Origin of the sequence: Streptomyces sp. H27-H5, assembly GCF_026627505.1 — a bacterium.
Classification (GTDB): domain Bacteria; phylum Actinomycetota; class Actinomycetes; order Streptomycetales; family Streptomycetaceae; genus Streptomyces.
This window is the reverse complement of the sequence record NZ_JAPNLK010000025.1, coordinates 1-23492: the sequence shown is the minus strand read 5'-3', so window position 1 is coordinate 23492 and position 23492 is coordinate 1. Positions and strand designations below refer to the sequence as shown.

The 23492-nt window shown below is 72.9% G+C and carries 19 protein-coding genes and 1 pseudogene; 12 read left to right on the top strand and 8 right to left on the bottom strand.

The features are described 5' to 3' along the window. Positions 1–966: a fibronectin type III domain-containing protein gene (locus OTB19_RS15025; protein ID WP_267798665.1), complete on the bottom strand. Its 966-nt coding sequence runs from the start codon at positions 964–966 to the stop codon at positions 1–3. Positions 967–1192: 226 nt separating this feature from the next. Between OTB19_RS15025 and OTB19_RS15020 the strand changes: the two genes are divergently transcribed. The 7 genes from OTB19_RS15020 to OTB19_RS14990 all read left to right on the top strand — a co-directional run bounded on the left by OTB19_RS15020 (position 1193) and on the right by OTB19_RS14990 (position 8389). Then, a complete protein-coding gene (locus OTB19_RS15020) occupies positions 1193–2806 on the top strand; it encodes an ABC transporter substrate-binding protein (RefSeq protein ID WP_267798664.1) in 1614 nt (537 codons plus the stop codon). 55 nt (positions 2807–2861) lie between these two features. Continuing rightward, on the top strand, positions 2862–3818 hold the full coding sequence (locus OTB19_RS15015; RefSeq protein ID WP_267798759.1) for an ABC transporter permease: 957 nt from the start codon (positions 2862–2864) through the stop codon (positions 3816–3818). Then, the gene (locus OTB19_RS15010) at positions 3811–4677 is read left to right on the top strand and encodes an ABC transporter permease (protein WP_267798662.1); all 867 of its coding nucleotides are present in this window, start codon (positions 3811–3813) and stop codon (positions 4675–4677) included. The genes OTB19_RS15015 and OTB19_RS15010 overlap by 8 nt, the downstream gene beginning before the upstream one ends. A gap of 62 nt (positions 4678–4739) precedes the next feature. After that, on the top strand, positions 4740–5702 hold the full coding sequence (locus OTB19_RS15005) for an ABC transporter ATP-binding protein (protein WP_267798758.1): 963 nt from the start codon (positions 4740–4742) through the stop codon (positions 5700–5702). After that, complete coding sequence (locus OTB19_RS15000) at positions 5695–6354, top strand: ABC transporter ATP-binding protein (RefSeq protein ID WP_267798660.1); 660 nt, start codon at positions 5695–5697, stop codon at positions 6352–6354. Before OTB19_RS15005 ends, OTB19_RS15000 begins: the two co-directional genes overlap by 8 nt. A 98-nt stretch (positions 6355–6452) precedes the next feature. After that, positions 6453–6647: a hypothetical protein gene (locus tag OTB19_RS14995; RefSeq protein WP_267798658.1), complete on the top strand. Its 195-nt coding sequence runs from the start codon at positions 6453–6455 to the stop codon at positions 6645–6647. Positions 6648–6820: 173 nt separating this feature from the next. Continuing rightward, entirely contained in the window at positions 6821–8389 is a 1569-nt protein-coding gene (locus OTB19_RS14990) for a hypothetical protein (RefSeq protein ID WP_267798657.1), read from the top strand. A 54-nt stretch (positions 8390–8443) separates the two neighbouring features. Here the strand turns inward: OTB19_RS14990 and OTB19_RS14985 are convergent, their stop codons facing one another. Both OTB19_RS14985 and OTB19_RS14980 read right to left on the bottom strand, forming a co-directional pair. Beyond that, positions 8444–9094 carry a cytochrome b/b6 domain-containing protein gene (locus tag OTB19_RS14985; RefSeq protein WP_420716843.1) on the bottom strand — a complete coding sequence of 217 codons (651 nt, stop codon included), beginning with the start codon at positions 9092–9094 and terminating at the stop codon, positions 8444–8446. Beyond that, on the bottom strand, positions 9078–9743 hold the full coding sequence (locus OTB19_RS14980) for a molybdopterin-dependent oxidoreductase (RefSeq protein ID WP_267798656.1): 666 nt from the start codon (positions 9741–9743) through the stop codon (positions 9078–9080). The genes OTB19_RS14985 and OTB19_RS14980 overlap by 17 nt, the downstream gene beginning before the upstream one ends. A 365-nt stretch (positions 9744–10108) precedes the next feature. Between OTB19_RS14980 and OTB19_RS14975 the strand changes: the two genes are divergently transcribed. The 3 genes from OTB19_RS14975 (at position 10109) to OTB19_RS14965 (ending at position 14685) form a co-directional block, all read left to right on the top strand. After that, the gene (locus OTB19_RS14975) at positions 10109–11632 is read left to right on the top strand and encodes an aldehyde dehydrogenase family protein (RefSeq protein WP_267798654.1); all 1524 of its coding nucleotides are present in this window, start codon (positions 10109–10111) and stop codon (positions 11630–11632) included. A gap of 280 nt (positions 11633–11912) precedes the next feature. Beyond that, positions 11913–13970 carry a discoidin domain-containing protein gene (locus OTB19_RS14970; RefSeq protein WP_267798653.1) on the top strand — a complete coding sequence of 686 codons (2058 nt, stop codon included), beginning with the start codon at positions 11913–11915 and terminating at the stop codon, positions 13968–13970. A gap of 106 nt (positions 13971–14076) precedes the next feature. After that, positions 14077–14685, top strand: coding sequence for a TetR/AcrR family transcriptional regulator (locus tag OTB19_RS14965; protein WP_267798652.1), 609 nt, complete (start codon positions 14077–14079; stop codon positions 14683–14685). A 115-nt stretch (positions 14686–14800) separates the two neighbouring features. On the opposite strand, the gene OTB19_RS14960 is transcribed toward OTB19_RS14965, so the two are convergent. The 3 genes and pseudogenes from OTB19_RS14960 to OTB19_RS14950 form a co-directional block, all read right to left on the bottom strand. Further along, on the bottom strand, positions 14801–16075 hold the full coding sequence (locus tag OTB19_RS14960) for a GAF domain-containing protein (RefSeq protein ID WP_267798650.1): 1275 nt from the start codon (positions 16073–16075) through the stop codon (positions 14801–14803). A 322-nt stretch (positions 16076–16397) separates the two neighbouring features. Next, on the bottom strand, positions 16398–17654 hold the full coding sequence (locus OTB19_RS14955) for an SWF or SNF family helicase (protein WP_267798649.1): 1257 nt from the start codon (positions 17652–17654) through the stop codon (positions 16398–16400). Between the two features lies 1 nt (position 17655). Next, positions 17656–19630: pseudogene (locus OTB19_RS14950) on the bottom strand (DEAD/DEAH box helicase). Between the two features lie 725 nt (positions 19631–20355). Here OTB19_RS14950 and OTB19_RS14945 point away from each other — a divergent pair. Then, entirely contained in the window at positions 20356–20538 is a 183-nt protein-coding gene (locus OTB19_RS14945; protein WP_053683347.1) for a hypothetical protein, read from the top strand. Positions 20539–20717: 179 nt separating this feature from the next. Here the strand turns inward: OTB19_RS14945 and OTB19_RS14940 are convergent, their stop codons facing one another. Further along, a complete protein-coding gene (locus OTB19_RS14940; RefSeq protein ID WP_267798648.1) occupies positions 20718–21515 on the bottom strand; it encodes a hypothetical protein in 798 nt (265 codons plus the stop codon). A 142-nt stretch (positions 21516–21657) separates the two neighbouring features. On the opposite strand from OTB19_RS14940, the gene OTB19_RS14935 reads away from it, so the two are divergent. Continuing rightward, positions 21658–22572, top strand: coding sequence for an oxygenase MpaB family protein (locus OTB19_RS14935; RefSeq protein ID WP_267798647.1), 915 nt, complete (start codon positions 21658–21660; stop codon positions 22570–22572). Between the two features lie 49 nt (positions 22573–22621). On the opposite strand, the gene OTB19_RS14930 is transcribed toward OTB19_RS14935, so the two are convergent. Next, complete coding sequence (locus OTB19_RS14930; protein ID WP_267798645.1) at positions 22622–23221, bottom strand: class I SAM-dependent methyltransferase; 600 nt, start codon at positions 23219–23221, stop codon at positions 22622–22624. Positions 23222–23492 lie beyond the last annotated feature (271 nt).

Here is a 23492-nt window from a genome sequence, read left to right as displayed (position 1 = left end):
TCAGCGGGCGAGGACCACACGGGTCTCCGGTGTGAAGGCCCCCCAGTTCCCGTCGGGCAGTCGCGCCCGCAGTTTCACGGCCCACACGGTGCCGGCCGGCTCGGTCACCGTGAGCCGGTGCTCCACCCGTCCGGTGCCGGACGGGATCGCCGCGCCGGCGCCGAACTGGATGACGGTGACGGGCCGGTCGTTGACGTAGAGCTGGTACTCGTCGGTGCGTCGACCGCTGTCCGGGGCGGTCCAGGACAGGTCGACCAGCCCGGGGGAGGCGGTCGCCGTGAGCGTGCCCGGCGCGGTGTCCGGGCCCTGCCCGGGGTCGGGCGGCGTGGTCAGTTCCACCGTCGGGCCGTCGGGGGAGGTGTTGTCGGCGCCGTCCCGGGCGCGGACGGTGAAGGCGTAGCGGGTGCCCGGCTGGAGTCCGGTCACGGTGGTGGCGCTCTCGCCGGCGCCGGCCGTGTGGATGCGTACGCCGCCCTGGTGGACGTCGTACGCGGTGACGCCCGTGTCGTCCGTCGCCGCCGTCCAGGTCAGCCGGGCCGCTCGGGGGCCTTCGGCGCGGCCCGTGGTGGTGGGCGGCGCCGAAGGGGCCCGCCGGTCCTCGGCCTTCGCCGCCGGCGTGGTCGCCCGGGCGGGCTCGCTGAGCGGGGAGCGGTTGCCGGTCGCGTCGCGGGCCCGGACCGTGAAGGCGTAGGCGGTCGCCGGGGCGAGGCCCGTGACGTCCACCATCGTCTTGTCGGCCGGGAGTTCGCGGACCAGGTGGTCGCCCTGGAAGACCTGATAGCCGGTCACCCCCTCGTCGTCCGGGGCCGCTCGCCACATGACGTGGACCGACGTGGCGCTGCCGGCCTGCGCGGTGAGTTCGGCCGGGGCGTGCGGGGGTTCGGTGTCGCCGTCCGGGGCGCACGCCGTGGCGAGTGCCAGACAGAGGCAGAGCGCGGGGACGGCGCTTCGCACGGAGTGTCGCAAGGAGGTGCCTTCCGCCGCTTCCTCGTAAAGGTCTAGACATATATGGCACGCCCGGCGGTGGGCGGGCAAGACCCCGGTGCTTCCCTCGGGGGTTCGGTGCGTGACGGGAGCCGGTCGGTCGGCCGGTTTCGCCTCTCCCCACCCCATCTGGCATTATTGCGATCTCTTTGCAATAAGACATGATCTTAAACAGTATGAAAAGCGGGTATACGCGGATGTGGATCGCATGACGGCCCGGACAGCACGAGGAGTGGCCGCCACCACGCTCGCCGCCACGCTCATCGCGGGCGCGGCAGCCTGCTCGGCCCCCTCGGGAGGCGGCGAAGCGGGCCGCGCGGCGGACACCGCCGTCGTCGGCATCGCGACCGAACCGGAGACCCTCAGCCCGCTCCTCGGATACGGCAAGGACGGCAACTCCAAGATCTTCGACGGGCTGCTCACGCACGACGCGGACATGAAGCTGCGGCCCGCCCTGGCCGAGGCCCTGCCGGAGGTATCCGCCGACGGACGCACCTACACGTACCGGCTCCGCCAGGGTGTGAAGTTCAGCGACGGGCAGCCCTTCGGCGCCAAGGACGTCGTCTTCACCTACCGGACGATCCTGGACGCGAAGACCAACAACGCCTCCAAGACCGAACTCGACGCGATCCAAGGCGTCGAGGCGCGGGGCGACGACACCGTCGTCTTCACGCTGAAGTACCCCTACGCGCCGTTCGCCGAGCGGACCGTGCTGCCGATCGCACCCGAGCACATCGCGGGCCGCCAGGACGTCAACAGCGGCGGCTTCACCACCCGACCCGTCGGCACCGGCCCGTACGTCCTCACCAACTGGTCCAAGGGCGAGAAGATCGGCTTCAAGGCCAACCCCGCCTACTGGGGCGGCGAGCCCGCCGTGAAGAAGTTCACCATGGTCGTCATCAAGGACGACGACGTGCGCGCGACCCGACTGCGCTCCGGCGAACTCGACGGCGCGATCCTCCCGCCCGCCCTGGCCAAGGCCCTCGGCGGGAAGGGCGGGGGCAAGGACACGGCGCGCACGCTCCACGCGGCCAAGACCTTCGACTACCGCAACGTGACCCTCCCCACCGCCCACGCCGTCACCGGAGACCCGGCCGTCCGCCGGGCGCTGGACCTCGCCGTCGACCGCACGACCATGGTCGACAAGCTTCTGGAGGGCGCGGGCAAGCCCGCCTACGGGCCGGTCCCCACCGACAGCCCCTGGTTCACGGCCGGCACGGAACGGGCGTACGACCTCGACCGGGCGAAGCGGATCCTCGACGAGGCCGGTTGGAGGACCGGAGACGACGGCATCCGCGTCAAGGACGGGATCCGCGCCTCCTTCCCGCTCTGGTACACCTCCGGCGACAAGATCCGCCAGGACCACGCACTCGCCTTCGCCTCCGACGCCAAGAAAGCCGGCATCGAGGTCAAAACCGAGGCCGGCACCTGGGAGGTCATCGAACCCCGGATGAAGACCGACGCGGTCCTCGCCGGCGGCGGCTCCCCGGCCGACCCCGACTTCGACCAGTACCTGCTGCTCAACTCCGCACTTGCCGGCGACGGCTTCAACAACATGGCCCGGTACGACAACAAGACCGTCGACCAGGCGCTCCTCGACGGCCGCAAGAGCGGCGACCCGGCCGCACGCAAGGCCGCGTACGACACCGTCCAGCGGGAACTGCTCGCGAACCCCGGCTACGTCTTCCTCACCCACATCGACCACCTGTACGTGGTCGACGACAAGTGGGACGGGCTCACCACCCAGGTCGAGCCGCACGACCACGGCCTCGGCTCCGGCCCCTGGTGGAACATCGAGAGCTGGAAGCCGAAGCGGAAGTGAAGCGCACCACGTGACCTCCCGTACCTCCCGCGTCCCCTGGGGGCCGATGGCGCGCATGGCCGGCCGCCGCACCCTGTTCGCCGCCCCCGTCCTGCTCGCCGTCACCTTCGGGGTGTTCGCCGTCGCCGCGATGTCCCCCTTCGACCCCGTCAAGGCGTACGCCGGCGCGGCCGGCCTCACCGCCTCGCAGGCCGAACTCGACCAACTGCGCGCCAATCTCGGCGTCGACCAGCCGCTGGTCGCACGCTGGTGGGAGTGGCTCACCTCCGCCCTCACCGGAGACCTCGGAACCTCCTCCGTCATGCGCCAACCCGTCGGCGACGTCATCGCCGAACGGGTCGGCTGGTCGGCGCTGCTCGCCCTCTGCGCCTTCGCACCGGCCGTGCTGGTGGGCACGGCCCTCGGGGTGCTCGCCGCCCGGCGACAGGGCGGCCCGCTCGACCGGGTCGTCTCCGCGCTCGCCTACACCCTGGCAGCGGCCCCGGCCTTCTGGCTGGGCCTGCTGGCCATCTGGTTCTTCTCCGTACGGCTCGGCGTCCTGCCCTCCGGCGGCCTCACGGACGCCTCCGACGACGTGGTCACCCCCGGCCGGGTCGCGTCCCACCTGGTGCTGCCGGCGCTGGTGCTGGGGATCTCCCAACTGCCCTGGTTCTTCCTGTACGTACGCCAGGGCGTGGCCGACGCCCTGGACGAGGACCCCGTGCGCGGGGCCCGGGCACGGGGCATCGCCGAGCGGCGGATCCTGATCGGGCACGCCCTGCGTTCCGGGATGCTCCCGATGCTGACCCTGATCGGGTCACGGGTGCCCGAACTGATCACCGGGGCGCTGCTGGTGGAGACCGTGTTCAGCTGGCCCGGCATCGCGGCGGCCACCGTACAGGCCGCCACCTCGGTGGACTTCCCGCTGCTCGCCGCCCTCACGGTGTCGGCCACCGCGGCCGTGCTCGCCGGGAACCTGCTGTCCGACCTGCTGTACGGACTCGCCGACCCCAGGGTGGGCTTCGATGGCTGACACCATCCGGCGCGCCACCGGCCGCGCCGACCGCTCCACGCGCCGACCGCGCGTGCGCCTCTGCGGCCTGACCGCGGCCGTGATCGCCCTGGCGGTCCTGCTCGTCCCACCGCTGGCACAGCTCGACCAGCAGGCCGTGGACCTGTCGGCGAAGCTCCTGCCGCCGTCCTGGGAACACCCCTTCGGAACCGACGACGTGGGCCGCGACCTGCTGCTGCGCTGCGTCTACGGACTACGGGTGTCCCTGCTGGTCGGCCTGGTGGCGGCGCTCGTCGCCACCGTGATCGGCACCGCCGTCGGCGCGGCGGCCGGCGTGTGGGGAGGCTGGACCGACCGGCTCGTGATGCGGGTCGTGGACACCCTGTCGTCCATCCCGCACCTGCTGCTCGGCATCTTCATCGTGGCGACGTTCCGCCCCGGGGTGTGGCCGGTGGTCGTCTCGGTGGCCCTGACCCACTGGCTGTCCACCGCCCGGATCGTCCGGGCCGAGGTCCTGTCACTGCGGTCCCGGCCCTTCGTGGACGCCGCCGTCTCGGGCGGCGCCTCACGGTGGCGGGTCACGACCCGCCACCTGGTCCCCGCGATCCTGCCCCAGGCGGGGCTCGCCGCCGTGCTGATGATCCCGCACGCGATGTGGCACGAGTCGGCGCTGTCCTTCCTCGGCCTCGGACTCCCCTCCCACCAGGCCAGCCTGGGCACCCTCGTGCAGACCGCACGCGGCTCGCTCCTCGTGGGGGCCTGGTGGCCCACCCTCTTCCCGGGCCTGCTGCTGATCATCCCGACCCTGGCCATCGCCGGCCTCGCGGCCGCCTGGCGCGACCGCCTCCACCCCCGCCGCCGCTCGGAGCCGACCCTGTGACCGTGGAGCAACCCCCAGCCCCCGCCCCTGCCTCCGCGGAACCGGTCCTCCGCGTGGAACGGATGTCCGTCCGCTTCCGCATGCCCGGGGAGCGCCACGTCGAGGCCGTCACCGACGCCGGCTTCACCCTGGCCGCCGGCGAGTGCCTCGCCCTCGTCGGCGAGAGCGGGTGCGGCAAGTCCGTCCTCGCCTCCGCCCTCCTCGGCCTGCTCCCCGGCACCGCCGAGACCGCCGGGTCGGCCCGCCTCGCGGACGGACTCGACCTCCTCGCCGCCGACGAGGCCACCCTGGCCCGGACCGTCCGCGGCCGCCGCGTCGGACTCGTCCCGCAGAGCCCCGCGGCCCACCTCACCCCGGTCCGCACCATCCGGTCCCACCTGGAGGAGACGGTTCGCGAACTCGCCGGACCTTCCGAGCCTTCAGGGCCCTCCGGGGCGCGGACACCGGGCACCGGCCGGCGGGCACGACGGGCACGACTGCGCGCCGCCGCGGAAGCCGCGGCGACCCGCGCGGCCTTCCCCGCCTCCCACCTCGACCACCACCCGCACGAACTCTCCGGCGGCCTCGCCCAACGCGCCGCCACCGCCCTGGCCCTCGTCGGGGACGCCCCGCTGCTGCTCGCCGACGAGCCGACCACCGGTCTCGACCGGGACCTCGTCCACCGCACCGTGGACGAGCTGCGGGCCCACACCCGTGAGGCCGGCCGGGCCCTGCTGATGATCACCCACGACCTGGCCGCCGCCGAACGGATCGCCGACACCGTCGCCGTCATGTACGCCGGGCGCATCGTGGAAACCGCCCCCGCGGCCGTCTTCTTCGGCCCGGTCGGCCCCCGACACCCCTACGCCCGCGGGCTCCTCGACGCCCTCCCCGAGCGGGCCTTCGCCCCCATCCCCGGCGCCCCGCCCGAACTCGGCGCACTGCCGCCCGGCTGCGCCTTCGCCGACCGCTGCGCGCAGGCCGACAAGACCTGCCGGACACGACGCCCCCCGCTCGTCGAAGGAGTGGCCTGCCACCATGCTTGAGCTCCGCGGCATCACCGCCGGATACGACCGGGGCGCCCCCGTCGTCCGGGACGCCCACCTCGCCCTGGAGGCCGGCGAGGCCCTCGGACTGCTCGGCCCCAGCGGCTGCGGCAAATCCACCCTCGCCAGGGTCGCCGCCCTGCTGCACCGGCCCGAGCGCGGCACCGTGGTGCTCGCGGGCCGCACCGTGACCGGATTCCGGCACCGGGCCCCGCGCGCCCAGCGCGTCCGGGTCGGCGTCGTCTTCCAGCAACCCCGCCTGTCCGCCGACCCCCGCCTCACGCTGCGCGACCTCGTCGCGGAACCCCTCCGGGCCACGGGACGACGCGCGGAAGCGGCCTCCGTCGTACCGGAGTTGACGCAGCGTGTCGGACTCGGCGCCGATCTGCTCACGCGCCGTCCCCACGAGGTGAGTGACGGACAACTGCAACGCGCCTGTCTGGCACGCGCCCTGGTGCTGCGGCCGAGCCTGCTGGTCTGCGACGAGATGACCGCCATGCTCGACGCCTCGACGACAGCCGCGCTGGTCGCGGTGGTCGAGGAGTACCGGGCGGAGACCGGCGCGGCGCTGCTCGCGGTGGGCCACGACCCGATCCTGCTCGGCCGCTGGTGCGACCGTACGACCCACTGGAACGAGATCGTCAAGAACTGATTGACCGTCACGGACGGTCAACACCCGTACGGCGTACACGTCTTTCGCCCGAAGGGCCCCCTCGCTGCGCCACCATGGCTGCGCCCAAGGAGGTTCCGATGGTGATTTCCCTCTCCGTGATCGTCCTGCTCCTCGTCCTCGCGTGGATCTTCCTGCGCGGCGGCGGACTCAAGTTCTCCCACGCACTCGTCTGCGCCCTGCTCGGCTTCCAACTCGCGGGCAGCAGCATCGCCATGACCATCCACGACGGACTCGCGGCCACCGCGAACGTCGTGTCCGGCTTCAACCCCTAGCTCGTCTCCTTCTCGATCAGGCCGTCGAGTCTCGCCTTGCTTGATCGACTGTTGCGCCTTCGTGAATCATCCGGCTCTTCCATGGACTCCTCGGACCGTGCGATCTAGCGTCTGGCGGCGGCGCGATGTGAGACGCAGTGTCAACAAAACTGAAGACCATGGAGGAAGTCCGGATGTTCCGAAGAGCGCTGAACTGCGCGGTGGTACCGGCTCTCGCCGCGTTCGTGGCGATGTACGGCATCTCACCGGCCCAGGCCGAGGAGATACCCAAGGCCCCCGGCCACCGCCTGATCAGCCACTACGACGGCGCCCCCGCCGCCGCCGTCCCGCTGCCGGGCGACGCCCCGCCGCAGCACCCCTACCTCGCGCCCAACGGCCGCAGCGGCATGCACTCCGACGCCGCGGGCAGCGCCACCTCGCCCTGGTCCGGGCCGCTGGGCAGAAACCCGCAGGTCACCAGCGAGAAGATCGCCGCCCTCGGCGGCGAATGCGCCACCGCCACCTTCGACTCGGCCGGCAGGATCGTCACCGTCTGCGGGACCTTCTCCGGGTTCAAGGTCAAGCTCCTCGACCCCCGCACGCTCGCCACGCTCGCGGAACACTCACTCCCGCAGCGCTCTTCGACGGTCGAGGCGATCACCTCGCTCGACTTCGCGAAGATCTTCAGGGACACCTCGGGCGGCGCCTACTTCTACCTGGACAACCAGGACCGGGTGGTGCTGGCCGACTCCCGCCAGCACATCCTGCGCTTCGCCCACTCGCAGAACCCGGACGGCACCTGGAAGTTCACGGTCGACAACGACTGGGACCTCACCGGCCAGGTCCCGCACGACTGCGTCAGCTGGACCAACCTGTGGCCCAGCGGCACCTGTGACCCCGTCACCTCCGTCATGCCCGACTGGAGCGGCCGCATCTGGTGGGTCACCCGCCAGGGCCGCGTCGGCACCGTGGACCCGGCGACCTCCGTGATCCGCTCCGTCCGGCTCGAAGGCGAGGAGATCCAGAACTCCTTCTCCGTCGCCGAGGACGGGGTCTCCATCGTCACCGACCACGCCCTGTACAGCTTCGCCACCACCGCCGACGGCACCCCGCGCGTGCAGTGGCGCCAGACCTACGACCGGGGCACGGGCACCAAGCCGGGCTCCGTGAACCAGGGTTCGGGCACCACCCCGGACCTCTTCGGAAACGGCTACGTCGCCATCACCGACAACTCCGACGACCGGATGAACGTGCTCGTGTACAAGCGGGGCGTGGACGTCCCCGCCGACCGGCGGCTCGTCTGCAAGGTCCCGGTGTTCGGATCGGGAGCCTCGACCACCGACAACTCCCTGATCACCTGGGGCAACAGCATCGTCGTCGAGAACAACTACGGCTACGAGAACCCCACCACCCTGCTGCTCGGCAAGTCCGTCGTCGGCGGTGTCAGCCGCATCGACGTGCGCGCCGACGGCAGCGGCTGCGACACGGTGTGGCAGAGCGCGATCCGCTCGCCCTCCGTCGTCCCGAAGCTCTCCACCGCGAACGGGCTGCTCTACTTCTACGAGAAGGAGCCCAACGCCTGGGGCATCGACGCCTGGTACCTCACCGCGGTGGACTTCCGCACCGGTGAGCGGCGCTGGCGACAGCTGACCGGCACCGGCGCGCTGTACGACAACAACTGGGCGCCGATCACCCTCGGCCCCGACGGCACCGCGTACGTCGGCGTGTTCAACGGCATCGTGGCGGTCCGCGACGGGGACTGACGCCCGGGGGTCTGAGGCCGGGCGACTGACGGGTGGCGCCGATCGCGCCGCCCGTCAGTCGTCCTGCCCCCACAACGGGTGCTCGCGTGCGGCCCAGGCCCGATCCACCGAGCCCGTGCGCAGGCCGCGCCGGGCCTCCGGATCACCCAGGGCCTTGCCGATGTGCCCGGCGAGGACGACGCCGAGGGCCAGGGCGAGCCAGTCGTGCACGAAAGTGGCCCCGGTCCGCCAGACGAGCGGGGCCAGGCCGGTGGCCCACATCAGCAGCCCGGTGCCGAGCATCACCGTCACCGCGCCGCCCAGCCAGCCCGCGTACACCTTCTGGCCGGCGTTGAACTTCCCGGCCGGCCGGGGCCCGTGCCGGTCCCTGCGCAGCACGGTGCGCAACCACACCCTGTCGTGCGGCCCGAATCGGTTGAGCCGGCGCAGATCGCCGCGGAAGGCCCGGGAGGCCAGGCCGAGCAGGAACGGGACGACGAGCAGCAGACCGGACCACACGTGGACGGTCACGACGAGGTGGCGTCGCCCGACGAGCTCGGCGAGGGGCGGCAGGTAGAGGCAGCCCGCCGACACCACGCAGATCCCCATCAGCGTGGCCGTGGCCCGGTGCACCAGGCGTTGGGGACGACCGAAGCGCCGTACGCGAGCGCCCTGCCGGGGCTCCGGCCGCGACTGCGCGGGCCGCATCTCAGACGGTGGGGGCATCATCGCGTCCGTTCGACGTGCCGACCCAGGCGTCGACGTCGTAGCCGAGCCGCTCCCAGTAACCGGGCTCCACGTCACGCGTGACGGTGATGCCGGAGAGCCATTTCGCCGACTTGTAGAAATACATCGGGGCCACGTACAGGCGCGCGGGCCCACCGTGGGCGTGACTCAGCGGCTCGTCCCGCATTCGCAGGGCCACCATCACGTCGGCCCGGCGGGCCTGGGAAAGGGTCAGGCTCTCGGTGTACGTGCCGTCGAAACAGCTGAACCGGATGGCCCGCCCCTCGGGCCGCACCCCGGCGGCGTCCAGCAGCCGGAAGACCGGCACGCCCTCGAAGGGCGTGGCGGGCACGCGCCAGCCGGTGACGCACTGGACGTCCCGGACGACCCGGGTCTGCGGCAGCCGCCGCAGCGCGTCGAGGTCGTACGTTCCCGGACGCTCGACGAGCCCGTCCACCCGCAGCCGGTAGTCCGCGGGGGAGCGCTCGGGGACGGAGGCGGCCACCGAGTAGTAGCGGAACCCGCCGCCGTTGGGCAGGAGCCCGGTCAGGCCGGTCGGATCCTTGCCGGCGGCGGCGCCGAGCGCCCTTTCGAAGCCCCGTTGCAGCTGGGGCGCGGCCACCAGCCCGGCCGCGCCGAGCCCGAGCATGCCCAGGACCAGACGCCGCCCGACCGGGGCGCCGACCAGGTCGGGATCCGACGGATCACGCAGGTCGGGACCGGGACCCGTCGGATCATGCCGCCTGGACTGATCACGCCGTTCGGACGGTTCCGGCCGCTCCGACGGATCACGCCGTTCCGACGGCTCCGGCCGCCCCGCTGACTCCCGCTCCGTGCTCACCCGTCGATTCGACCACCGCCGGCGCCCCGACGCCAAGGGGAGAGGGGCGTCCGTCAGACTTCCGTCACACCTGGTGGCGGCCACCTCGTGCAACGTGTCCGCAACCTGGTCGCTCCTAGCCTCCTTCCCCGTGCCGGCCGACGGCGGCCGGCGCTCGGCAAGGGGAGGTTTCCATGGCCCGTTTCGCTGCGCCCGGTACCGAAGGCGCGCTGATGTCGTACGCGTCCCGCTACGACCACTACATCGGTGGCGCGTACACCGCTCCCGTCCGGGGCCGGTACTTCGACAACCCCTCCCCGGTGACCGGCGCGCACTTCACGGAGATCGCCCGGGGCACCGCCGAGGACGTCGAGCTGGCCCTGGACGCCGCGCACGCCGCCGCGCCCGCCTGGGGACGTGCCTCGGTCACGGAGCGGGCCGGCATCCTGCTGCGCATCGCGGACCGGATGGAGGAGAACCTCCAGGCCCTCGCGGTCGCGGAGACCTGGGAGAACGGCAAGCCGATACGGGAGACCCTCGCGGCGGACCTGCCGCTGGCGATCGACCAGTTCCGCTACTTCGCGGGCGCGCTGCGGGCCCAGGAGGGTGCGCTCAGCCAGATCGACGACGACACGGTCGCCTACCACTTCCACGAGCCGCTGGGCGTGGTCGGCCAGATCATCCCGTGGAACTTCCCGATCCTGATGGCGGTGTGGAAGCTGGCGCCGGCGCTGGCCGCCGGGAACACGGTGGTGCTCAAGCCGGCCGAGCAGACCCCGGCCTCGGTGCATTACTGGCTCGGCCTGGTCGAGGACCTGCTCCCGCCGGGCGTGGTCAACATCGTCAACGGCTTCGGCGAGGAGGCCGGCAAGCCGCTGGCCTCCAGCCCGCGCGTGGCGAAGATCGCCTTCACCGGGGAGACCTCCACCGGGCGGCTGATCATGCAGTACGCGGCGGAGCACCTCAAGCCCGTCACTCTCGAACTCGGCGGCAAGAGCCCCAACCTCTTCTTCGACGACATCTGGTCGACCGACGACGACCTGCGGGACAAGGCGCTGGAGGGCTTCACCATGTTCGCCCTCAACCAGGGCGAGGTGTGCACGAGCCCCTCGCGCGCCCTGATCGAGCGCGGTCGGTACGGCGACTTCCTCGACGCGGCCGTCGCCCGCACCGAACTGATCGTGCCGGGGCACCCGCTGGACACGGACACGATGATCGGTGCCCAGGCCTCGGAGGAGCAGCTGAAGAAGGTCCTGTCGTACGTGGAGATCGGGGTGAAGGAGGGCGCCAAGGTCCTCACGGGCGGGCAGCGCATCGAGCACGGCGGCGACCTCGCGGGCGGCTTCTACGTACAGCCGACGATCTTCGAGGGGGACAACCGGATGCGGATCTTCCAGGAGGAGATCTTCGGCCCCGTGGTGTCGGTGACCTCGTTCGACGACTTCGACGACGCCGTCCGCATCGCCAACGACACGGCGTACGGCCTCGGCGCCGGTGTCTGGACCCGGGACATCAACACGGCCTACCGCGCGGGCCGTGCCATCCAGGCGGGCCGGGTCTGGACGAACTGCTACCACGCCTACCCCGCCCACGCGGCCTTCGGCGGCTACAAGCAGTCCGGCATCGGCCGCGAAACCCACAAGATGATGCTGGAGCACTACCAGCAGACGAAGAACATGCTGGTCAGCTACTCCCCGAAGCGGCTCGGCTTCTTCTAGTCGCCGCTCGCGCGGGCGGGAGGCGCGGCTAGGGCGGGGCGGGGAACGTGGGCGAACGGAGCGTGATTCCGTCGAGGTTACCGTGGGTACGATCGATCCGACGGCCCATCAGGTCAACTGACCCGGACCCTTGACTCCGGTGGTCGGAGTCGGGATTCTCGACACATTGTTTGCGCGGGACATGACAAGCGGCTGGTCGGGGATCGTGCGGTTCACGCCCCGGCCGGCCGTGTGCCTGGACCGCGCCCCCCGCCGACGACCGTGGACGTGAGTGGTGGCCATGAACCGATCCCCGCACAGCAGACGCAAACCGATCGCGGTGCTGTCACTGCTCCTCGCCATGCTGGCCATGGCGCTCGGCCCCACCTCGGGGGCCGCGGCCGACACCGGGTGGTGGAACCCCACCGCGCGGCCCGGGCCGGACTCCCAGATCAACGTCACCGGCGAACCCTTCAAGGGAACCGACGCCCAGGGCAACGTACGGGGCTTCGTCGACGCCCACGACCACCTGATGTCCAACGAGGGCTTCGGCGGTCGGCTCATCTGCGGCAAGCCCTTCTCGGAGGCCGGGATCGCGGACGCGCTCAAGGACTGTCCCGAGCACTACCCCGACGGCACGCTCGCGATCTTCGACTTCATCACCAAGGGCGGCGACGGCAAGCACGACCCCGACGGCTGGCCGACCTTCAAGGACTGGCCCGCGCACGACTCGCTGACCCACCAGCAGAACTACTACGCCTGGGTCGAACGCGCCTGGCGCGGCGGACAGCGGATCCTCGTCAACGACCTCGTCACCAACGGGGTCATCTGCTCGGTCTACTTCTTCAAGGACCGCGGCTGTGACGAGATGACCGCGATCCGGCTGGAAGCCCAGAAGACCTACGACATGCAGGCCTACATCGACAAGATGTACGGCGGCACGGGCAAGGGCTGGTTCCGCATCGTCACCGACTCCGCCCAGGCCCGCGAGGTCATCCAGCAGGGCAAACTGGCCGTCGTCCTGGGCGTGGAGACCTCCGAGCCCTTCGGCTGCAAGCAGATCCTGGACATCTCGCAGTGCAGCAAGGCGGACATCGACCGCGGGCTCGACGAGCTGCACCAACTCGGCGTGCGCAGCATGTTCCTGTGCCACAAGTTCGACAACGCCCTCTGCGGGGTCCGCTTCGACCAGGGAGCCCTCGGCACCGCGATCAACGTGGGCCAGTTCCTGTCCACCGGCACCTTCTGGAAGACGGAGGCGTGCACCGGTCCGCAGCACGACAACCCCATCGGCCTCGTGCAGGCGGCCGAAGCCGAGAAGAAACTCCCGGCGGGCGTCAGCGTTCCGTCCTACGCCGCCGGCCCGCAGTGCAACACCCGCGGCCTCACCGACCTCGGCGAGTACGCGGTGCGCGGCATGATGAAACGCAAGATGATGCTCGAAGTCGACCACATGAGCGTCAAGGCCGCCGGACGGGCCTTCGACATCCTGGAGTCCGAGTCCTACCCCGGCGTGATCTCCTCGCACAGCTGGATGGACCTCGACTGGACCGAACGCCTCTACAAGCTCGGCGGTTTCGCCGCCCAGTACATGAACGGGGCCGAGGGATTCAGCGCCGAGGCCAAGCGCACCGACGCCCTGCGCGACAAGTACGACGTCGGCTACGGCTACGGCACCGACATGAACGGCGTCGGCGGCTGGCCCGGCCCGCGCGGCGCCGACACCCCCAACCCGGTGCGCTACCCGTTCCGCAGCACCGACGGCGGCTCCGTCATCGACAAGCAGACCACCGGGCAGCGCACCTGGGACCTCAACACCGACGGCGCGTCCCACTACGGCCTGGTCCCCGACTGGATCGAGGACATCCGCAACGTCGGCGGCCAGGGAGTCGTCGACGACATGTTCCGCGGAGCGGAGTCCTACCTGCGCACCTGGGGCGGATCCGAACGCCACAAGGCCGGGGCCAACCTCGCGTCGGGCGCCGCCACCTCGGCCAGCACCTCCGAATGGAACCCGTTCGTCAGCTACGCCCCCGACCGGGCCGTGGACGGCAACCGCGGCACCCGCTGGGCGAGCGACTGGAGCGACGACCAGTGGCTCCGCATCGATCTGGGAACCACCGGCCTGGTCAAGCGCGTCACCCTGGACTGGGAACGCGCGTACGCCAGGTCGTACGCCATCGAGGTCTCCACGGACGGGGTGAACTGGCGGACGGTCTGGTCGACCACCGCCGGTGACGGTGGCCTGGACACCGCCCAGTTCGCCGGGGTCCCGGCACGCCACATCCGCGTCCACGGACAAGGCCGCGGCACCCAGTGGGGCTACTCCCTCCACGAGGTGGGCGTCTACAGCAGCTGACGGCCCTGCCTGCGAGTCGGCCGGGGCGGTCGGATCGGGATTCCCGAGCCGGCCGCCCCGGCCTTCCGCGCTCCGCCGGGGCGCGGGGGAACGAAGGGAACAGCACATGGCCCGGATGCCCTTGGCCGACCGCCGCCGGCAACTGACCGAGGCGGCGATCCGCGCCATGGCCCGCGACGGCGTCCCCAGGACGACCACGCGCTCCATCGTCGCCGAGGCGGGTGTGTCGCTGAGCGTCTTCCACTACTGCTTCGACTCCAAGCAGGCGCTCCTCGAATCCGTCATCGAGACGATCACCGCCCACTACGTCGGCGTCGTGAAGGACGCCATCCGGCCGAGGGCCACGCTCCGGGAGACCATCCGCGCCGGGTTCCAGGCCTACTGGGACCATGTCGCGGCCCACCCCGAGGAGCACATGCTCACCTACGAACTGACCCAGTACGCCCTGCGCCAGCCCGGCTTCGAGCACCTGGCGCGGCGCCAGTACGAGCTGTACTCCGAGACGTACTGCGCGCTCCTCGCACAGCTCCGCGGCATGATGACCTTCGAACTCAGCGTCCCCGACACCGTGCTGGCCCGTTACCTCGCCGCCATGACCGACGGGGTCACGCTCCACCACCTCGTCGTCGGCAACGACCGGGTCGCGGCCGAGATCCTCGACATGATCAGCGACCACGTGGCCGGGCTCATCCGCGAGGAAGCCCCCGCCGTCTGAGAAGGCCCGCGCCATCCGGAAGCCGGGACGACACGCGACTCTCAGCCCGGCGGACGGGCGGTGACCGGACCCGTGAACAGAGGACCGTCGGCCCGAAGGCCGGGCGGTGATCGCGTCAGCGGGCGGGCCGGTCGGCGGACAGCTCGCGGTCCAGGGAGCGCACGCGGGCCAGCGCGGCCGGGCGCCCCTCCGCCGGCAGCGCACCGGCCAGCGCCCGCCACACACCCGGATCGTCCGCACCCCACGGCCGGCACACCCAGTCGCCCAGCAACCCCGCGTCCGCCCGCGCGATCACCGCGGCCCGCGCCTGGTCCTCGATCCGGCGGCGCAGCCGTACGATCCCGGGCGCCGTCGAAGCGGGCAGCAGCGGGCCCGGATACCCGGTGAGGGCCGCCGAGACGGCACCCGAGGCGAGATGCCGGGCCACGACGGCGAAGTCGGCCTCCAGCGGGGCGGCCGTGCGATAGGGCCGCGAGAGGAGGTTCCCCGGGCCCAACAGGCCGCGCAGCCTTGAGATCTCCGCCCGCAGCGTGACCGCCGACACCGACTCGTCCTCGTACAGGTCGATCGCCAGCTCCTCGCCCGAGAGCCCCTCCGGGTGGTGGGCGAGCAACGCCATGATCTCGCTGTGCCGTCGCCCGAGCGCCACCTCCCGGCCGCCGCCCACCCACAGCGCCTCGTCCCGGCCGAGCGCGGCGAGGCTGTCCGGGACGTGGGCGTGCGACGGCTCCGGTTCCATCAGGGCCAGTTGGGCCTCGGCGGCCCGGGCCACCGCCCGCACGAACGCCAGCGCATGGGGATGGGCCAGCCCGTTGCCCCCGGTGACGTCGACCGCGCCGAGCAGCCGCCCCGTGCGCGGATCGCGGACCGGGGCCGCCGCACAGGTCCACGGATGCACCCGGCGGCTGAAGTGCTCGGCCCCGAAGACCTGCACGGCCTCGCCGACCGCCACCGCGGTGCCGGGGGCGTTGGTTCCCATCGCCGTCTCCGCCCACCGCGCGCCCGGCACGAAGCCGAGCCGCTCGGCCCGCCGCAGCGTGTCCGGCGCGCCCTCCACCCAGAGCAGGCTGCCCCGCGCGTCGCACACCGCCAACAGGTGCGCCCCGTGCGCGGCGAACGCCCCGACGAGGTCCCGGAACACCGGCAACACCCGGGCCAGCGGATGCTGCTCGCGGTAGGACCGCAGTTCCGCCTCCGCCAGCTCCACCCGGGCCGAGCACTCCGGGTTCACCCGGGCCCGCGCGCACCGCCGCCACGACCCTGCGATCACCGCCCGGACCGGAGCCTCCACCCGCCCGTCCCTGGTGAACACGTCATGGGCCCGCCGCAGTAACCGCGTGCGCTCGACGGGATCGGCCCCGCCCGGCAGCGCCACCGACGGATCGCCCATGTCACCCTCCCGTCGTGCCGCGGAACCCGGAGCGCCCCATCGTCGTACCGGTACCGCACCACGACAAGCGGTAGGCCGGCCGTCCCGTGACCGAACCCGCCCCCCCCGGGCACGCGTTCCCGTCGGCCGGCGTGGGTCGGGCAAGATCCGGAAGAGACGACCTGGTGCTGTGACCGGAAAGGTTCACCGTGTCACGGCGCCCGGCACGGCACCTCGCCGCGTTGTCGAACCGCCCGAGTACGTCCAGTACAAGCGGCAGTCCTCCGCCTTGCGATGCACCGCACCGGACACCGCGACCCGGCAAACCTTTCCGGCCACAGCACTAGAGGGCCTCGTCCGGGTCCAGCGCCGTCAGGGCCGACGCCGGGTCCGGGGCCGACGGGCCGGCCGGGACCCACAGCTCCGCCTCGCGCCGGTACGGCCACCAGCGGCCGTCCCGCCCCAGGCGGAGCTGGCGGTCCGTGCCCGTCAGCGTCCAACGCGCCCGTACCCGGCGCAGTTCGGGCGCCCGGGCGTCCGCCCACGCCGCCGCGAGCGCGGAACGGGCCCGACCCAAGGCGGCCCGGTCCGGCGTCCAGTCGTCCTCCCACACCGCCAGCGACGCGGCCCCGCCGAAGGCCCAGGCCCGAGCGGCCAGGTCCATCGCCGGCCGGTCCCGGTCGACCGCGGCCGCCAGACGGGACCGCAACCGGACCTCGCGCGCCAGCGCGGTGAGGCGCACGGCGTCCTCGACCAGGGTGAGCGGGGCCGTCGGGGGCCGCTCGGCGTGGCCCGGGGCGAGCGCCCGCGCCAGCCGCCGGTACGCCTCCGACGCGGCCGCCTGCGCGAGGAACTCCACCGCGTCCACGTCCAGGTCGGGTTCGGTCCCGGTGTCCAACGTCGGCGACTGGCCCGGTGCGTCCGGCAGCCGCGGCAGCGCCGGCAGCGGGGGCAGGGCCGCCTGGGCCGCGCACGCCTCGGCGGCCGGAACCCCTTCGTCCGTTTGCTCCGGGGCCTCGTCCGGGGCATCCGCCTCCGCGCTGCTGCGCTTCTCCAACGCGTCCACCAGATCGGCTTCCGCGCGCCCGCGCAGCAGCAACAACACGAACGGGTCCTGGTCCAGCAGTCGCGCCACCTGATGGCAGAGCGCCACCGTGTGCGGGCAGTGGTCCCACTCGCCGCAGTCGCAGCGCGGATCGAGGTCCCCGATCCCGGGCAGCAGCGCGACCCCGGCCTCCGCCGCGTCCTCGGCCGGCTCCGGCGGCACCTCGCGGTCCAGCAGCGCCGCAATGTACCCCGACTCCGCGGCAGCCAGACCCACCACCCGGTCCCATTCCGCTTCCGTGAACCGCTGGACCAGCACGTCCGTCCGGTGCGCCGTCCCGTCCGGGTCGCGCACCACCGCCGTCAGACCGCCCGGCCGCACCGACACGGCGCCGACCGCGCCCCGGCGCGCGTACCGGCGCCCCTGCCGGACCTGCTCGCCGTCGAGCGCGCTGTCCTCCAGGGCGCGCAACCGCGCGTGCCCCCACCAGGTCCCGGCGAAGCCGCGCCCGGGCGGCGGCAGCGCCGGGAAGGTCTTCTCGTCCGTGTTCGTCACGTCACTCCCCGGCCGGGTTCGAGCGCAGCGCCACGAGCTCGGCCAGCTCGGCGTCGGTCAGTTCGGTGAGCGCGCTCTCGCCGCCCGCGAGGACGGCGTCGGCGAGGGCCCGCTAGCGCTCCAGCAGCCGTGCGACGCGGTCCTCGACGGCGCCCTCGGCGATGAGCCGGTGGACCTGTACGGGCTGGGTCTGCCCGATCCGGTAGGCGCGGTCGGTGGCCTGTTCCTCCACGGCCGGGTTCCACCAGCGGTCGTAGTGGACGACGTGGGAGGCGCGCGTGAGGTTCAGGCCGGTGCCCGCCGCCTTCAACGACAGCAGGAACACCGGCACCTCGCCCGACTGGAAGCGGTCCACGAGCTCCTGACGGCGAGGTACGGGCGTGCCCCCGTGCAGCAACTGCGAGGAGATGCCGCGGGCCCCGAGGTGCTTCTCCAGCAGCCGGGCCATCGCCACGTACTGGGTGAAGACCAGCACCGAGCCGTCCTCCGCGAGGATCGTGTCGAGGAGCTCGTCGAGCAGGTCCAGCTTGCCCGAAGGGGCGCCGGTTTCCTCTCCCAGGTACTGGGCGGGGTGGTTGCAGATCTGCTTGAGCGAGGTCAACAGCTTCACGACCAGGCCGCGCCGCTCCATCCCGTCCGCGTCCGAGATCGCGGCGAGGGCCTCGCGGACGACCGCCTCGTACAGCCCGGCCTGTTCACGGCCCAGCGTCACGGTGTGGTCGGTCTCCGTCTTCGGCGGCAGTTCGGGCGCGATGCCGGGGTCGGACTTGCGGCGCCGCAGCAGGAAGGGCCGTACGAGGGCGGCGAGGCGGGCCGCGGCCTGCGGGTCGCGGCCGCTCTCGACGGGATCCGCGTAGCGGGTGCGGAAGGTGCCGAGGCGGCCGAGCAGACCGGGCGTCGTCCAGTCGAGTACGGCCCACAGCTCGGAGAGGTCGTTCTCCACGGGTGTGCCGGTCAGGGCGACACGGGCGGTCGCCGGGAGGGTGCGCAACGCCTTGGCGGTGGAGGAACGGGGGTTCTTGACGTGCTGGGCCTCGTCGGCCACGACCATGCCCCAGGCGGTCGCGGCGAGCTGCGGCGCGTCCACGCGCAAGGTGCCGTAGGTGGTGAGGACGAACCCGCCGGCCAGGTCGGTGAGGCTGCGGCCGGCGCCGTGGAAGCGGCGCACCGGGGTACCGGGGGCGAACCGCTCGATCTCCCGCTGCCAGTTGCCCAGCAGCGAGGCCGGGCAGACGACGAGGGTGGGTTCGGGGCGGGCCCGGTGCAGGTGCAGGGCGATGAGGGTGACGGTCTTGCCGAGCCCCATGTCGTCGGCCAGACAGGCACCGAGGCCGAGCGAGGTCCGTTGGTCCAGCCAGCGCAGACCGCGGAGTTGGTAGTCACGCAGGGTGGCCCGGAGCGCGGCGGGTGCCCGGAGGCCGTCCGCCTCGCCGCACGCCCCGGGAGCCTCGGGATCGGCGCCGAGCAGGCCACAGCCGTGCGGCCCGGCGCAGCGCGCGCAGGGCGTCCATGCGGGCGCGGGGCGGGAAGGCGGCCGCGGCGGCCCCGGTGCCGGCCCAGACGTCGCGGGCGTCGGCGACGAGGGCCGCGTCGGCGAGGCTGTGCATCTGGAGCACGGCACGGAAACCGGGCCCCGCGAGGCCCGCCGTGGAACCGGGGGTGCGCCGTCGGTCCGGGGCGTACGGGCTCGGATCCGCCGGGTCGAGGGGGCCGTCGAGTTCGACGCGCAGGGAGATCCGTACGCCGGCGTCGTGACCCGCGGCCACCTCGTCGGCCCACCCGCGCAGCTCGGGCCGGGCCCGGCCAGGCAGGCCGGCGCAGGCGTACGCGGGACCGCCGGCGGCGGCGGGCGCGGCGGGAGAACGCGGCAGGGTGTCGGCGACCGCGTCGGGGAAGGCGCGCAGCAGCGGTTCGGGCGACGGCAGCCGGAGCGGTCCGTCCCCGGGCAGCGGCACGCCGTGCGCGTCGGGTGGCATGGCGGCCGACAGCTCCCGGATCTGCTCCAGGTCGGCCGGTTCCAGCGGCCCGAGGCGCCAGGCGTCGTGACCGGCGGGACTCAGGCCCGGCAGCAGCAGCCCGCGCGCCACCAGGCGCAGGGCCAACAGCGCGGCGGCGCCCCAGAACGCGGCGGGGCGGGTGGCGCCGTCCGGTGCGGAGCGGGAGCCCGCCCGCGCGCCGGACGCGGCTCCGGGGCCCGGGTGGGAGCCGGTGTCGGCGGCGGTTCGGGCGCGGGTGAGCAGGGGCAGGGCGGCGCCGACGGGCAGGAGTAGCGCGGGGACGGTGGCCTGCCGCAGGTCGGCGGTCACGACGTCGAGCCGCCCGACGGTCCCGGAGGCCGGCCCGGCTGCGGCGTCACCGGTGCCCGGGGCGCGGAGACGGTCCGGGCCGTCCGAGGCGTCGGCTTCGCCTCCGGTGTGCGCGTCGGCCGGGTGCCAGAAGGCGAGCCGGCCCTCGCGGGGCGGGTCGGCCGGCAGGAAGGCGGCCGAGCAGCTGATGAGGTCGGAGATCTCGGGGAGCACGCCATCCTCGAACGTGACGACTGGGTACGGGGCGGCCGAGGTTACCCCAAGGCCACCGCTCACGCATTGCGTTCGCCTCGTGACCGGAGCCACGCCCACAGGACGGCGAGGCGGCCGGGAACGCTGGACGGGATCGGGGCGTTGAGCGGGGTAGTGGCCGACGCAGGAGGAGGTGTCCGCAGATGTCCACAGGCGGAAAGGTGGCCGTGGCCGGAGTGGTGGCAGCCATCGTGCTGTTCGCGACGGTCGGGTTCTGGCCGGGTCTCCTGGTGTTGATCGGGGTGCCCACCCTTGCGTACTTCCTGCTGGACCCCTCCCAGCGGCGTCGGCTGCGGGGTGTGTCCAGAAAGCAGATCGGCCGCTGACGGCGGCAGCGGTGCGGGCGGTGGCGGTGGCGGTGGCGGTGGCCGGGCGCTGAGGCCTGCGGTCGCGGACGCGGTCGCAGGCCTGTCGGTGGGCCGTCCTGGCCCGCGCGGAGCGGCGGGCCGGCCCGGCGAGGGGCCGGCCGAGCCGCCCGCGATGCGTGGCCCGTGGCTCTTCGTCCTCAAGCAGGCCGTGTCGCGACGCGGTCCAGCGTCGCCAGCAGGTCCGGCAGTTCAGGCACATCGGGCCGCTCCGGGTCCGCGTCCCGCGGGACCGCGAGGACCTCGCCCGGCTCCTCGTCCAGCAGGACGAAGGCCGCGCCGTCCGTGCGACCGACCAGTGACCAGCCGGGGCCGTCCGCCCGGAGCGTGCGCGCGTTCTCGCTCGCGAAGCTGGACCGCACCCGCCCGGGCGGCGGCGGCTCGTCCGCGTACCCCGCGGCCTCCTTGAGCGCCCGCGCCAGGCCCGGGTGTGCGGCGGCCGCCGCCCCGCCGTCCGTCGCGACGCGCTCGGACCAGTCCGCCCACTCCCGGGCGATCTGGTCCGCACCCATCCGCCGCTGTACCGGCCCCCAGGCGTCGGCCGACGGGGGCGCGAGCGGCACCCGGCCGGTGCCGTCGGCGCCCTGCTCCGGATCGTGCGGTTCCGGGATGCCCGGCGCGGAGACCGTCAGCTCCAGCGGCCAGCCGGCCAGCGACACCACGATCGTCCGCTCCTCCGGGGACAGGTCGTACTCCATGCCGCAGTCCCAGGAGGCGATGGCCGTGGCGACGAGCGAGACGTCGTCCACCACGACCGTCCAGCGGGCGCCCCCCTCGTCCTGGCCCAGCACCAGCCCGTACCCGTCCGCGACCGGCCGCACGCCCAGCAGCGCACAGGCCTCCGGGAAGTCGTCGCCCATGATGCCCGGGAACTGCGTGGGGGTCAGCAGTACGGCGGTGAGCACGTACAGCGAGCCCCCGTCATCCTCTTCGGACACGTGGCCTCCTCCCGTTGCGGTCGCTCTCTCGTCGGCGCACCTTAACCAGCGGGTAACTCGCCCGTCGAGAGCCTGCGGACGTCGATTTTCAAGGCCGCCACCTGCACGTAGAGTTGGGCCCCCGCCACAGAAAGGGACTCCGGTGCAGCGTTACGACCGGCTGAGGGAGATCCTCCGGCTCGATCCCGACGAGGATTTCCTCGCCATCTACCGGCTGACCGCCACCTACGAATTCCCCTGGGACATCACCCGCGCCCTTGAGCTGGCCCTCTTCAGGACGTACGCGGTCCCGAGCATCGGCCGGCTGCTCGCGGAGACCGCCGAGTTCACCGAGCGCGCGCAGAAGCGCTACGACGACACGGCGCTGCTGCTCGACGCGGTCGTGGAGCACGGATTCGAGAGCGACACCGCGCGCACGGCGATCCGCCGCGTCAACCGGATGCACCGCAGCTACGACATCTCCGACGAGGACATGCGGTACGTCCTGTGCACCTTCGTGGTGATCCCGGCGCGCTGGATCGACTGCTACGGCTGGCGGCCCCTGACCCACCACGAGCGCCGCGCCTTCGCGCACTACTACGCCACCCTCGGTCGCCACATGGGCATCCCGGACATCCCGGGTTCCTTCGAGGAGTTCGAAGCCTGCCTGAACGCCTACGAGGAGGCTCACTTCGGGTGGGACGAGGGCGGGCGCGAGGTGGCCGACGCCACCCTCGACCTGATGGCCTCCTGGTACCCGGGGCCCCTGGGTCCCGCCATGCGCGGAGTCGGCGTCGCGCTGCTCGACGACTCGCTGCTGAGCGCGTTCCGGTACGAGACCCCGCGCCCGGCGGTCCGGCGGCTGGTCCGCGGGGCACTGCGGCTGCGCGGGCGCGCGGTACGGCTGCTGCCGCCGCGCCGGGCGCCGCACCACGCCCGCCAGAACCGGGAGATCAAGGGTTACCCGAACGGGTACGACGTGGGTGAGCTCGGCACCTTTCCGGTACCCGGTCGGGGCGGCTGCCCCGTACCGCATCAGCGCCGTCCCGCCGGAGCGGACGCCCAACCGCCCGCGTAGCGCCGCGACGGACGGCGGCTCCGGATCCTCGGCGCGGGGGAGCGGTCGCTCAGGGACGGTGCGTCGCGAGCACCAGGAAGCGGTGGTCCTCGTCGGCGTACGAGGTCATGTCCCAGCCCGAAGTCGACAGCAGCGGGCCGAGGTTGTGCTCGGCCCGCAGGTCGTCGGGGGTGAGTTCGCGACCGTGGCGCGCGGCGAGGGCGGCCCGCCCGATCGGGTGGAAGAGCGCGAGGCGACCGCCGGGGCGGACCACGCGGGCGAGCTCGCGCAGGTTCGACCCGGGGTCGGGCAGGTGCGCGATCAATCCCGCCGCGAACACCGCGTCCAGCACCCCGTCCCGCAGGGGCAGTCGGGCCACGTCCGCCAGCAGCAGAGCGCCCTCGGCCTCCCGGCCGGCCTGCCGCGCGGCGGCCAGCATCCGCGGGGTGAAGTCGATGCCGAGCACCGTCCCCGAGGGGCCGACGGCCGCCCGCAGCGCCGTCAGGGCGCGCCCGGTACCGCAGCCCGCGTCGAGGACCCGGTCTCCGGGGCGCAGACCGAACTCGCCCACGGCGGTCGCGAAGGCGGGCCCGTCCGCCGGGAACGTGCGGTCCCAGTCGGCGGCGCGCGCCCCGAAGAACTCCTGCACGTGTGTGTGGTCTTCGCTCATGTGCCCATGATCTCCCACCCGACCGTCCCTGCGGTGCGTGTGCAAGGTGGTACGCGGTGTGATCGAACGCGAACGTAGCTCTGTCATATTTCAGCAGTTACAGCGGCTTTCGAAATGCACACCTTGTTCGCGCCCTCACCCGGACTAGTGCTGCACCGCGAAAGTTCGTGGAGGGGGGTTGGGCCGGTCAGGCCGGGCTGCCGAGGTAGAGGGTGCCGGCGCAGGTAAGGCAGTCCTCGGGACTGCCGATGGGGAGGCCGGTGGGGAGGAA

Coding starts and splice junctions, on each gene's coding strand:
- OTB19_RS14960 (WP_267798650.1), bottom strand. CDS start 16,075: ATGGGCGATCCGTCGGTGGCGCTGCCGGGCGGGGCCGATCCCGTCGAG.
- OTB19_RS15000 (WP_267798660.1), top strand. CDS start 5,695: ATGCTTGAGCTCCGCGGCATCACCGCCGGATACGACCGGGGCGCCCCC.
- OTB19_RS15010 (WP_267798662.1), top strand. CDS start 3,811: ATGGCTGACACCATCCGGCGCGCCACCGGCCGCGCCGACCGCTCCACG.
- OTB19_RS14995 (WP_267798658.1), top strand. CDS start 6,453: ATGGTGATTTCCCTCTCCGTGATCGTCCTGCTCCTCGTCCTCGCGTGG.
- OTB19_RS14980 (WP_267798656.1), bottom strand. CDS start 9,743: ATGCTCGGGCTCGGCGCGGCCGGGCTGGTGGCCGCGCCCCAGCTGCAA.
- OTB19_RS15020 (WP_267798664.1), top strand. CDS start 1,193: ATGACGGCCCGGACAGCACGAGGAGTGGCCGCCACCACGCTCGCCGCC.
- OTB19_RS14975 (WP_267798654.1), top strand. CDS start 10,109: ATGGCCCGTTTCGCTGCGCCCGGTACCGAAGGCGCGCTGATGTCGTAC.
- OTB19_RS14970 (WP_267798653.1), top strand. CDS start 11,913: ATGAACCGATCCCCGCACAGCAGACGCAAACCGATCGCGGTGCTGTCA.
- OTB19_RS14965 (WP_267798652.1), top strand. CDS start 14,077: ATGGCCCGGATGCCCTTGGCCGACCGCCGCCGGCAACTGACCGAGGCG.
- OTB19_RS15015 (WP_267798759.1), top strand. CDS start 2,862: ATGGCCGGCCGCCGCACCCTGTTCGCCGCCCCCGTCCTGCTCGCCGTC.
- OTB19_RS14985 (WP_420716843.1), bottom strand. CDS start 9,094: ATGCCCCCACCGTCTGAGATGCGGCCCGCGCAGTCGCGGCCGGAGCCC.
- OTB19_RS14945 (WP_053683347.1), top strand. CDS start 20,356: ATGTCCACAGGCGGAAAGGTGGCCGTGGCCGGAGTGGTGGCAGCCATC.
- OTB19_RS15005 (WP_267798758.1), top strand. CDS start 4,740: ATGTCCGTCCGCTTCCGCATGCCCGGGGAGCGCCACGTCGAGGCCGTC.
- OTB19_RS14930 (WP_267798645.1), bottom strand. CDS start 23,221: ATGAGCGAAGACCACACACACGTGCAGGAGTTCTTCGGGGCGCGCGCC.
- OTB19_RS14990 (WP_267798657.1), top strand. CDS start 6,821: ATGTTCCGAAGAGCGCTGAACTGCGCGGTGGTACCGGCTCTCGCCGCG.